General features: G+C 68.4%; 10 protein-coding genes. 2 read left to right on the forward strand and 8 right to left on the reverse strand.

What is annotated here, in order from left to right:
* Positions 1–86: 86 nt before the first annotated feature.
* A complete protein-coding gene (locus FV233_RS13875) occupies positions 87–917 on the reverse strand; it encodes a hypothetical protein (protein ID WP_238259513.1) in 831 nt (276 codons plus the stop codon).
* A 330-nt stretch (positions 918–1,247) separates the two neighbouring features.
* On the opposite strand from FV233_RS13875, the gene FV233_RS13880 reads away from it, so the two are divergent.
* Positions 1,248–2,288 carry an aspartate-semialdehyde dehydrogenase gene (locus FV233_RS13880; RefSeq protein WP_147897804.1) on the forward strand — a complete coding sequence of 347 codons (1,041 nt, stop codon included), beginning with the start codon at positions 1,248–1,250 and terminating at the stop codon, positions 2,286–2,288.
* Between the two features lie 77 nt (positions 2,289–2,365).
* Here the strand turns inward: FV233_RS13880 and FV233_RS13885 are convergent, their stop codons facing one another.
* From FV233_RS13885 to FV233_RS13900, 4 genes are all read right to left on the reverse strand, one after another.
* On the reverse strand, positions 2,366–3,088 hold the full coding sequence (locus tag FV233_RS13885; protein ID WP_147854576.1) for an ABC transporter ATP-binding protein: 723 nt from the start codon (positions 3,086–3,088) through the stop codon (positions 2,366–2,368).
* Positions 3,081–5,135 carry a branched-chain amino acid ABC transporter ATP-binding protein/permease gene (locus tag FV233_RS13890; protein ID WP_147854575.1) on the reverse strand — a complete coding sequence of 685 codons (2,055 nt, stop codon included), beginning with the start codon at positions 5,133–5,135 and terminating at the stop codon, positions 3,081–3,083. The genes FV233_RS13885 and FV233_RS13890 overlap by 8 nt, the downstream gene beginning before the upstream one ends.
* Before the next feature lie 5 nt (positions 5,136–5,140).
* Complete coding sequence (locus tag FV233_RS13895) at positions 5,141–6,013, reverse strand: branched-chain amino acid ABC transporter permease (protein ID WP_147854574.1); 873 nt, start codon at positions 6,011–6,013, stop codon at positions 5,141–5,143.
* A gap of 84 nt (positions 6,014–6,097) precedes the next feature.
* Positions 6,098–7,315 (reverse strand): ABC transporter substrate-binding protein, encoded by a 1,218-nt coding sequence (locus FV233_RS13900; protein ID WP_147854573.1) that lies wholly within the window; start codon positions 7,313–7,315, stop codon positions 6,098–6,100.
* Positions 7,316–7,818: 503 nt separating this feature from the next.
* Here FV233_RS13900 and FV233_RS13905 point away from each other — a divergent pair.
* Positions 7,819–9,645: a nucleotide pyrophosphatase/phosphodiesterase family protein gene (locus FV233_RS13905; RefSeq protein ID WP_147897805.1), complete on the forward strand. Its 1,827-nt coding sequence runs from the start codon at positions 7,819–7,821 to the stop codon at positions 9,643–9,645.
* Positions 9,646–9,762: 117 nt separating this feature from the next.
* Here the strand turns inward: FV233_RS13905 and FV233_RS13910 are convergent, their stop codons facing one another.
* The 3 genes from FV233_RS13910 to FV233_RS13920 form a co-directional block, all read right to left on the reverse strand.
* On the reverse strand, positions 9,763–10,044 hold the full coding sequence (locus FV233_RS13910) for a DUF2312 domain-containing protein (RefSeq protein ID WP_167367711.1): 282 nt from the start codon (positions 10,042–10,044) through the stop codon (positions 9,763–9,765).
* A 116-nt stretch (positions 10,045–10,160) separates the two neighbouring features.
* Positions 10,161–10,469, reverse strand: coding sequence for a DUF1244 domain-containing protein (locus FV233_RS13915; protein WP_147854571.1), 309 nt, complete (start codon positions 10,467–10,469; stop codon positions 10,161–10,163).
* A 60-nt stretch (positions 10,470–10,529) separates the two neighbouring features.
* Positions 10,530–11,294: an N-formylglutamate amidohydrolase gene (locus tag FV233_RS13920; RefSeq protein WP_147854570.1), complete on the reverse strand. Its 765-nt coding sequence runs from the start codon at positions 11,292–11,294 to the stop codon at positions 10,530–10,532.
* Between the last annotated feature and the right edge of the window lie 220 nt (positions 11,295–11,514).

Raw genomic sequence — 11,514 nt, forward strand, 5'->3', positions numbered from 1 at the left:
TTCGCCGCCTTTGATAGAACGACGCTTGAGTGGGGCTGTGGTTCCATGAAAATGGCCGAGCTTCGGGGATTTGCCGTATTCTGGCCTCATTTTTTCGTGCGCGCCCGCCGGTGACCGATCGAACCGGTCGGATCGGAGGCGTCCGCCACCGTCGCCACGCTGCATCCGCGGTCGGGGCGGGGAGCCAGGAACGCCGCGGTCGCGTCGGGATCGGCCGGATCGTCGAGGCTGAGCGCGTCGATCATGCAGCCCAGCGCGCGCTCTTCGGGGGGATGACCGAGCGGGGCACAGAGCCAGCCGTCGAGGCGGAACGTCCGGTCGCGGGTGACGAAGCCGGTGCAGGTGCGGCGTGCCGGGCCTCCGAGGGTCACTTCCAGCGTTTCCACGGCCCCGAACTTGGTGACGATCCGGCCGCCCGGCCCGGTCCGGACCACCGCCAGCGACGGCCCGTCGGTGGCCGCTCCGCCCGCCGCACGCCGGGCCATCAGGATGAACAAGCCCGGCGCCGCCGCAGCGGCGTCGCCGCGGATCAGCGTGACCCGGAGCGCCGGGGCGTCAAGCGCCTCGAATGCACCGCGCGCCAGCGCATCCTCCCGCAGGCCGGTCGTGGGGTCGATCCGGCCAGGCATGATCCGGACCGGATCGATCCCGGGTTCCGTGAGCCCGAAACGGGCGGGCGCCGCCACGGTGGGAACCTTCGCGGCGGGGGTCGACGGCACGAAGGGCACCTCGACCCGGTCCGCGACCACGGATTCCGGAGACGTCGGCGTCGCAGGTTTGGCATAGAGATAGAGTGTGGCGATCATCGCCGAAGCCGCGACCAGGCGCAGGCCCAAACCGGTGAGCGAGAGCTTGCGGCGGCCTTCGGGCGGTTCGGGCGAGCGCTCCGTATCTGGGCTCGGATCGTCGGCTTGCATGATGCCCCGTGCGGACGGCCGCAGGTCTCGGCCGGAAGTCTCGGCCGCCCTCCGATCATCGCTGCACCGGGTTGATCACCACCCTCCAACGGGGCGTCATGCCCGGCATTCCCGCCACAGGGTGAATCGATCCTTGCGCCGCAGCCGCCGGTCTTGACAGCCCCGCGCCATCGGCGCCTTGCTCGAAGCGGCTGCCGCACCCACCTCGTGGGTGTTCGCGGCCGTGCCCGTTCGGCGGGTGCCCCTTCGGCGCGAACGATTCTTCGGCCGATTTTGCTGGCAGGAGCGCGGCACCCGGATCGGCCGGGGCTTTCCGCGCGGAGACGAGAGATGGGTTACAAGGTCGCCATCGTAGGCGCCACGGGAAACGTGGGCCGTGAGATGCTGGATATCCTGGCCGAGCGGGCCTTCCCCGCCGACGAGGTCGTGGCGCTGGCCTCGCGCCGCAGCCAGGGTCAGGAAGTCTCCTTCGGCGACAAAACGCTCAAGGTCAAAGTCCTCGACACCTACGACTTCTCCGACACGGACATCTGCCTGATGTCGGCGGGCGGCGAGACCTCCAAGGAGTGGTCGCCCCGCATCGGCCAGCAGGGCTGCGTGGTGATCGATAACTCGTCGGCGTTCCGCTACGACTCGGATGTGCCGCTGATCGTGCCGGAGGTGAATGCCGACGCGATCGTGGGCTTCACCAAGCGCAACATCATCGCCAACCCGAACTGCTCGACCGCCCAGCTCGTCGTCGCCCTGAAGCCGTTGCACGAGGCGGCCACGATCAAGCGCGTGGTGGTCTCGACCTACCAGTCGGTCTCCGGCGCCGGCAAGGAGGCGATGGACGAGCTGTTCAACCAGACCCGCGCCGTGTTCACCGCCGGCGACATCAAGGAAGGCGGCAAGTTCACCAAGCGGATCGCCTTCAACGTCATCCCCCACATCGATGTGTTCATGGAGGATGGCTACACGAAGGAAGAGTGGAAGATGGTCGCCGAGACCAAGAAGATGCTCGACCCGAAGATCAAGCTGACGGCGACCGCCGTGCGCGTGCCGGTGTTCATCGGCCATGCCGAGGCGGTGAACGTCGAGTTCGAGCGTCCGCTCTCGGCCGAGCGGGCCACCGAAATCTTGCGCTCGGCACCGGGCATCCTGGTGATCGATAAGCGCGAGAACGGCGGCTACATGACCCCGCACGAGGCGGCGGGCGAGGACGCCACCTACATCTCGCGCATCCGCGAGGACGGGACCATCGAGAACGGCCTGAACTTCTGGTGCGTGTCGGACAACCTGCGCAAAGGCGCCGCCCTCAACACGGTGCAGATCGCCGAGGTGCTGGTGAACCGCAAGCTGCTGACCCGGGCCAAGCCCAAGGCGGCGTAAGACACCCCGATCGAGACGTTGGGCGGCCGCGATCGGAGACGATCGCGGCCGTTCCCGTTTTCAGGCCGCCGGCCGGCTCAATGGCCGCCGCCGAGATAGGCCGCGCGTACCGCCGGGTCGCTCTTGAGCTGCGCGGCCGGCCCCTGGAATCGGATGCGTCCGTTCTCAAGAACGTAGGCGTGGTCGGCCACCCCGAGCGCCGCCATGGCGAACTGCTCGACCAGCAGCATCGTCACGCGCTCCTCCTTGAGCTGGCGGATGATGCGGAACACCTCCTCCACCAGCTTGGGCGCCAACCCCATGGACGGCTCGTCCAGCAGAAGGATCTCCGGGCGCAGCATCAGGGCGCGGCCCATGGCCAGCATCTGCTGCTCGCCGCCAGAAAGGGTGCCGGCGAGCTGGGTGCGTCGCTCCTTGAGGCGTGGGAACAGGCTGAAGGCGCGCTCGCGGTCGGCCGCGACATCGCCCTTCGGCCGGGACCCGGTCAGGCGCGGAAAGGCGCCGAGCGTCAGGTTGTCCTCCACCGACAGGGTCGGGAACACCCGGCGGCCCTCCGGCGAATGCGCCAGACCCTCGCGGGCGACATCGTGGCTGTCGAGGCCGCCGATCTCGCGGCCGTTGAGGCGGATCGTGCCGGCGCGCGGGCGGATCATCCCTGAGAGCGCCCGCATGGTCGTGGTCTTGCCGGCGCCGTTGGAGCCGATCAACGTGACCACCTGGCCCTTCGGCACCTGGAACGTGAGTCCGTGCAGGACCTCGATCTGGCCGTAGCCGGCGTGAAGGTCGGCGACCTCAAGCATGGGCGTGCTCCGGGCTGCTGCCGCCCATGTCGTCAGGGGCGCCGAGATAGGCCTCGATCACCTTGGGATCCTGCTGCACCTCGCGGGCGCCGCCCTCGGCGATCTTGTGGCCGAAATCCAGGACGCTGACCCGGTCGCACAGGCCCATGACCACGTCCATGTGGTGCTCGATCAGGATCACCGTGATGCCGGCGTCGCGGATCTTGCGGATGATCGCCACGAGGTCGGCGATGTCGGGCGCGGTGAGGCCGGCGGCCGGCTCGTCGAGCAGCAGGAGCACGGGATCGAGGGCGAGCGCCCGGCCGATCTCCAGCAGGCGCTGCTTGCCGTAGGGCAGGTTGCGCGCCTCCTCCTGGGCGAGGGCGCCGAGCCCCATGAAGTCCAGGATCGACATGGCGCGGGCCCGGGCCTCGCGCTCCTCGCGCCGGCGGCGGGGCGTGCCGAGGATCGCGTCGAAGATCGTGCCCCGGAAGGTGTGGTGCAGGCCAACCAGCACGTTCTCCAGCGCGGTCATCTCGTGGAACAGCTGCACGTTCTGGAAGGTGCGAGCCACCCCCGACAGGGCGATCTCGGAGGGCGTGCGCCCGTCGAGGCGCCGGCCGCCGGCCACCGCCAGCGTCACCGACCCGGCCGTGGGTTTGTAGATGCCGGTGAGCACGTTCATCATCGTGCTCTTGCCCGAGCCGTTCGGCCCGATCAGGCCGTGGATCGTGCCCGGCTTCACGGTCAGGTCGATCCCGGCGAGCGCCTTCAGGCCGCCGAACTGCATCAGCACCTGCTCGACCTTCAGCAGCGCGTCCCCGCCGGCATCGCCGCGCTGGGCGATCAGCGCGGCACCGCCGGCGGCGAGGTCGCGGCCCTCCGCCGTATGGGCCGGCCGCAGCGCCGGGATCTTCTGGCGCAGGAAGCCGACGATGCCGTCCGGCAGGTAGTAGACCACGAACAGGATCATCAGGCCGAAGACCGTCAGGCGGAAATCGGTGACCGATTGCAGCGCCAGGGTCGCCGGCAGGAACAGCACGCACAGCACCACCGGCACCAGGATCGCGTAGCGGTTCGGCTGCTTGCGGAGGAAGGCGAGGGCGCCGACGATCACGGCCGCGGCCGCGATGAGGCCCGCCATGATCCGGACGAGCTCGATATCGGCCAGGATGTTGGGCATCATCACGATGATCGCGGAGCCGATCAGCGGCCCGGAGCGCGACTTGCGCCCGCCCATGGTGACCGCGAGCAGGAACAGCACCGTCAGCTCGAACCCGTAGGAGTTCGGCGCCACGTAGCGCTCGGACCAGGCGAACAACGCGCCGGCCAAGCCGGCCAGCGCCGCCGAGACCACGAAGGCGTAGACCTTATAGCGATAGACGCTGACGCCCATGCAGTCGCAGGCGATCGGCGAGTCGCGCAGCGCCTCGAAGGCCCGGCCGAAGGGCGAGCGCACCACCCGGTTCACCACCAGGATGGTGAGCAGCAGCGCCGCGCAGACGAGATAGTAGAATTCGAGCTTCCGGCCGGCCGCCCCCCAGGGTGCCTGCATGCCGATCAGCGAGAAATCGAGCACCCGGGCCGGCGGCAGGGTGATGCCGAGCGGACCGTTGGTGATCGGCGTCAGCTCGTTGATGAAGATCTGGATGATCGTGCCGAAGGCCAGCGTGACCATCGCCAGATACGGCCCGGTCACCCGCAGGGCCGGGACCGCCAGCAGGACCCCGAAGGCCGCCGTCACGCCGACGCCCGCGACCAGCCCGAGCCAGATGCCGATCTTGAAGTGCAGGAACAGCGTCGCGGCCGCGTAGGCCCCGATGCCGAACAGGCCGGCATGGCCGAGCGAGACCTGGCCGGTATAGCCGACCACGATATCGAGGCCGAGGATCAGGATCGCGTAGATCGCGATCACGGTCAGCAGGTGGATGTAATAGGTGCTCGTGACCACCAGGGGGAACGTCACGAGGGCGACGACCAGCAGCACGGCGCCGACGAGGCCGAGACCGCGGGCGTTCGGGGCCGGCGCGTGATCGGCGGCGGCGGGCGCGAGGGCGGATTGCGCCATGGATGTCAGACCTTCTTGATCACGGCCTTGCCGAACAGGCCGACCGGGCGGATCGAGAGCACAACGAGGAGGAGGATCAGGCCCGGCACGTCCTTGTAGCCGGTCGAGATGTAGAAGCCGGTCAGCGTTTCCGCGACGCCGAGGATCAGGCCGCCGACGATCACGCCGAGGCCGGATTCCAGACCGCCGATGATCGCCACCGCGAACGCCTTCAGGGCCAGCACCGCGCCCATGGTGGCCCCGGTGAGCGTCACCGGAGCCACGAGCACGCCCGCGAAGGCCGCCGTCATGGCGCTGATCGAGTAGGAGAGGGTGATGATCCGCTTGGTGTTGATGCCCATCAGGCCGGCGGCGTCGATGTCGTTGGAGGTGGCCACGACCGCCTTCCCCCAGATCGACTTGCGATTGAAGATCTCGACGCAGAGCATCATCAGCAGCGCGCCGGCGACGATCAGCATCTCCATCGGCAGGACGCGGACGCCGCCGACCTCCACCGCCGCGTCGGGCAGCGGGGAGGGGAACTTCAGGTCGTCCCGGCCCCAGATGTTCTCGGCGAGGTTCCGGAATATGATCCCGAGCGCGATGGTGGCCATGATCCACCCGTACTCGGACTTGATCTTGATCGCCGGACGAACCGCGAGCCGCTCGACCACAGCCCCGAGGGCAAAGCCGAAGACCAGCACCAGCGGGATCATCAGCCAGTAGCCCGTGAACGGCGCCAGCGTCAGCCCGAACAGGGCGCCGAGCGCCAGAGCCTCGCCCTGGCCGAAATTCAGGGTCTTCGAGGTGGCGAAGGTGAGCTGGTAGCCGAACGCGATGGCGGCGTAGATCATGCCGACCGCGACGCCCGAGGCGACGAGCTGAAGGAAGATGGTCATGGAAGGCCGTCTCAGGAACGGGCGGCGGGAGCGGTGACGGCAGCCTGCCCCGGGCGGCGCCCGGGGCAGGCGATCACGAGGCGATCAGTTCGAGGACTTTTCCTTGACGCGGACCACGCCGGCGTTCTTGGCGTCTTCCGGCTTGGCGTAGACGATCTTGCCGTCCTGGACTTTGCCGAACACGACCATGTTGCGCGAGATCGCGTTGTGGTCCTTGGCGGTGAACGGGTGATCGTAGGTGGTCACCACGCCCTCGACCTTGGTGTTCAGGCCTTCGAGGGCTTCGCGGATCTTCGGACCGTTGGTCGAGCCCGCCTGCTTGATCGCCGCGGCGATCAGGTAGACCGAATCGTAGCCCTGGGCGCCGGCCACCGGGGTCGGAATCTTGGTCACGCCGTAGGTCTTGTAGTAATCGTCGAGGAAGGACGCGCGCTTGGCCAGCGTCTTATCCTCGATGAAGGTCTGCGGCATGATCACGCCGTTGCCGTTGGTGCCGGCGATATCGATGAAGCTCTGCATCGAGGCCGGCCAGGACGCGATGATCGGCACCTTCCAGCCGAGTTTGGCCATGCCGTTGGCGACCTGGGCCAGCTCCGGGCCGATGCCGTAGGCCAGGATCACGTCGGCGCCGGCCTGCTGCGACTTCAGCAGCTGGGCCGTCATGTCGACGTCCTTGATGTTGAACTTCTCGACCGCGACCGGCTTCACGCCCTTGGTCGCCAGGTACTTCTCGATGTCCTCGCGGCCGAGCTGACCGTAATTGGTCGAGTCCGCGAGGATCGCGATCTTCTTGTAGTTCTGCGCCAGCGCCTCATCGACCATCATGCCGGCCTGCAGCACGTCGTAGGCCGAGTTCCGGAAGACGTAGTTCACGTCGTAATCCGGCTCCTTGAACTGGTTGGTGATGACCGTGCCGGTGGCGACGTTGTTGAACACCGGGATCTCGGCTTCCTGGTAGAAGCGCTGGGCCGCAAGCGCCACGCCGGTGTTGATGAAGCCCACCGTGGCGACGACCTTCTCCTTGTTGATCAACTCCTGCGCGACCTGGGCGCCGACCTCGTTCTTGGCCTCGTCGTCGCGCTCGATCAGCTGAATCTGGCGGCCGAGGACGCCACCGTTCTTGTTGATCTCGGCGGCGGCGAGCTTGGCGCCGTCGCGCATCGAGACGCCCATCGAGGAGGAGCCACCCGTATAGGGACCGGTAAGCCCGATCTTGATCGGGTCGGCAGCCTGGGCCGGCGCCAGCCCGAGCGCGGTGGCGCCGAGCAGGGCGGCCACTAGAGAGCGTTTCGTCAGGATCATCGTTTCCTCTCCCAAGCGCGTCCCGGGCCGCGTCCGCATCGGCGCATCCCGGTCTGGCGTGTCGATCGTGTTGGATTCGCTGCGCGCCTGCAGTCCACGGGCCGGGTAAGACCGCGTCTCAAGAGCGTTCAAGCGTCCGCTGGCTGCCCTTCAATGTGGCATACCGGATGCGGTTACTCACTCTTTCAGGAAAGAACTCGCTACCGTCAAGGTCTCGGTGACGGCGTTACGCGACGCCGGACGTTGTCTGTGGAAGAAACCTGGTCCTCAGCATTCATCCTCCGGTTCCTCCGTGTGGAAGGATCGGACCGGCTCGGATTAAGACCGGGCGCTCTACGTGTTTCCGGCGATCTTCGGCTCCGCGACTGCCCTATCCGCGAGTCTCCGAACCCCCAATCGGATGCAATACCCCCGAACCGGGACGCCGCCGCCGGGCCAGCGGCTGTCATGGCGCTGTGATGTTCCCCGGCCACGCCGCTGCCCGGTTCGGTCGGAGATTCGTCATGCGTCGCGTCATCGTTGCAGGCCTCGTGGGGTTGTGCGCCTCGGGGGGCGCCCAGGCCGAGATGCGGCCCCACAACGTCATCCTGTTCGTGGCCGACGGTTTGCGGGCCGGGATGGTGAACCCGCAGAACACCCCGGCCATGGACCGGCTGATGAAGACCGGCGTGCGCTTCACCAATTCGCACTCCCTGTTTCCGACCTTCACGATGCCGAACGCCACCGCGATGGCGACCGGCCACATGCTCGGCGATACCGGCCAGTTCGGGAACACGATCTACACCGCCTTCCCGGTGCCCGGCGCCGGCGACAGCCTGACCCCGTTCCTGGAGAGCGACCCCGTGCTTGGCGACGTCGACGAGCATTTCGCCGGCAATTACCTCAACGAGGAGACGATCCTGGAGGCCGCCCGCGCCAAAGGGTTCTCCACCGCCAGCATCGGCAAGCTCGGACCGTCCCTGGTCTTCGATCACACCGAGCGCTCCGGCCAGTCCAACATCCACATCGACGACAGCACCGGCCGGGCCGGCGGCATCCCGCTCGGCGACGCGGTCCGCGCCCGGCTCAAGGAGGTCAACCTGCCGGAACAGACTCCGACCCGCGGCGCCAACGGCCAGGCCGGCACCGCCGAGAAGCCCGGCACGCTGGCCGCCAATGTCGAGCAGCAGGCCTATTTCACCGCGGTCGCCACCAAGGCGGTGCTGCCGCTGTTCAAGGCCCGGCAGAAGCCGTTCGTGCTGGTATTCTGGTCGCGCGATCCCGACGGGACGCAGCACAACCAGGGAGACAGTCTCGGGCGGCTGGTGCCGGGCATCAACGGGCCGACCAGCCTGGCCGCCATCCACAACGCCGACGACAACCTCGCCGCCCTCCAGGCCGCCCTGCGCGAGCAGGGACTGGCCGAGACGACCGACCTCGTCCTGACCTCGGATCACGGCTTCTCAACGATCTCGAAGGAGAGCGCCTCGAGTTTCGCCGCCGGGCAATCCTACAAAGGCGTGCCGGCCCGGCAGCTGCCCCCGGGCTTCCTCGCCATCGACCTGGCGCACGACCTCGGCCTGACGCTGTTCGATCCTGACGCCAAGGGCGTCACGGTGGAGGCCGGGACCTTTCCGAGCCGCGCCAACGGCCTGATCGGCGCCGATCCGGCCAAGCCCGACGTGGTGGTGGCGGCCAATGGCGGCTCGGACCTCGTCTACGTTCCGAACGGCGACACCGCGCTCGCCCGGAAGGTCGTCCAGGCGCTGTCCCGCCAGGATTACGTCAGCGGCCTGTTCGTCAGCGACGCGCTCGGCGCCATCCCCGGGACCCTGCCGCTCTCGGCCATCGCCCTCGACGGCTCGGCCCTGACCCCGATGCCCGCGATCGTGGTGAACTTCCGCAGCTTCTCCACTGGCTGCGCCGATCCCACCACCTGCGGCGTCGAGGTGTCGGACACCACGCTTCAGCAGGGCCAGGGCATGCACGGAAGCTTCGCGCGCTCCGACACCCGCAACGTCATGGGCGCGGTCGGCCCGAGCTTCCGCGGCGGCGTGGAGAGCGACATCCCGGCGAGCAATGCCGACCTCGGCAAAACCATCGCGCGGATCCTGGATCTCGACATCCCCGCCAAGGGCAAGCTCGTCGGCCGCGTGCTGACGGAGGCGATGGTGAACGGCGCGCGGCCGGCGGCCCAGACGCATATCCGCCGCTCGGATCCGGACGCCGCCGGCATCGTGACGGTGCTGAACTACCAGACGGTCGGCGAGACCCGGTATTTCGACGCGGCCGGATATCCGGGCCGGACGCTGGGCCTGGTCGAGGAAGAGCATGCCGCCGGGGGGCACTGACCTCCGCCCGAAGCTCCCACCCACTAAGCGAAGGGCCGCACCCGGTGGGGTACGGCCCTGTTCGATTCCGATCTCGCTCCGGCCGCCGAACCTGGTGCCGGCTCCGCAGCGGAAGTCCTACGCCATGCCCAGCGCCTGCATGTAGAGTTCGAGGATCGCCTCCTGCTCCTGGCGCTCGCTATGATCCTGCTTGCGGATCCGGATGATCGTGCGCACCGCCTTCGCGTCGAAGCCCCGGCCCTTCAATTCGGCGAACACCTCCTTGATGTCGCCCATGATGCCGGCCTTCTCTTCCTCCAGGCGCTCCAGGCGCTCGATGAACTGCTTCAGCTCGTCGGCGGCCACGCCCTCGGACGACGAGACGTCGCCGCCGGGCCGTTGGGCTGTTGCGGTGGGCATCGAATGGGCGTTCATGGGGCTCTCCGGGATGCGCGGCGCGGTTGCGCCCTGGACCGGTGGTTAACGGGCCGAACTTACCGGAAGCTTAGCCGATTCTCGCCGCCCCTCTCGCCCGGTCAGTGATCCTTGGCCTGCGAAGCCGAAAAACCCGCCTGCTGCTCGGGGCTCGCCTCGGTCTGGTGCTTCGCCTTCCAGTCGGCGTAGGGCATTCCATAGACGGCCTCGCGGCTCTCGTCCTTGGTGAGCGGCACACCTCTCTCGTCGGCGGCATCCTTGAGCCAGTTCGACAGGCAGTTCCGGCAGAAGCCCGCCAGGTTCATCAGGTCGATGTTCTGCACGTCTGTGCGGTTGCGCAGGTGCGACACGAGCCGGCGGAACACTGCGGCTTCGAGTTCGGTCTGGGTCTGCGGGTCGATCTCAGGCATCGTGGAAACGCTTTCGGCTGAGGGTTGTCGGCACGCATCTCGGGATCGGCCGCGTCCCGATCAAGCCGCGATGAGCGGCCGCAGGATGCGGGCGAAGCGCTCGGCCCATTCCTCCTGCCCGGCCTCGCCCGCGATGAGGTCCTGGCGGATCTCCACCAGCGCGTTGGCCAAGCCGCGGGCGGTGGCGTGGCGGTCGATCGTATCGCCCGGCAGGCCGCCGCCATAGGGCTGGTTGTCGCCCACCGTAAGCCCGGCCGGATCGGCCGCGAGCGCTTCGATCAGCGGCCGGGCGAGGCGCTCGTCCCGGTCGTACAGGATGCCGACCTGCCAGGGCCGCGCGATGCCGCGCCAGTAGGGCGTGAAGCTGTGCATGGTCAGGATCGCCGGCGGACGCCCGGCCGCCTGGGCCGCCGCGATCGCCGCGTCGATGGCGGCATCGAACGGCGCGTAGAAGCGCGCGATCCGGGCCTGCTTGCCGGCCTCGTCGATGCGGGCATTGCCCGGCACCACGGCGCCATCGGACAGGCGCATCACCAGGGTCGGGTCGGCCCGGCCGCGGTTCGGGTCGATGATCAGGCGCGAGAAGTTCGTCAGGACCGCCGGCACGTTCAACCGGGCCGCGAGCCCGCGCGTCACCGCCGCGGCGCCGATATCGTACGCGATGTGGCGCGCGAACTCGGGTTCCGGCACGCCGAGCTCGATGTCCGGGGGCACGAAGTTCGACGCATGATCGCACGCGATGATGAGCCCGCAGGCGGGATCGCCGGGGAGGATTTCGCACGGATGCGGGGCGTGGGCGCGCGATTCAGTCTCCGGACGGGTCACGGGGCTCCGAGGGTTGGATCTGTGGGACGGCACCGATCGCGCTTGCCGTGGGGCGGCGGCTCGGGCAGATCACCTGACGAGGCCAGATGCCTACCAAACAACGTGCGCTCACGGCAAGAAACGGGCCCGCCGTCCACCAATGAATGGGCGGGGATCGCACGCAAGAACATCCTGTGAGGAGCCCGTCCGACGCCATGTCCGAAACCGTCCCGCCCAACGC

It is taken from the genome of Methylobacterium sp. WL7, from assembly GCF_008040085.1.
Taxonomy (GTDB): Bacteria; Pseudomonadota; Alphaproteobacteria; order Rhizobiales; family Beijerinckiaceae; genus Methylobacterium; species Methylobacterium mesophilicum.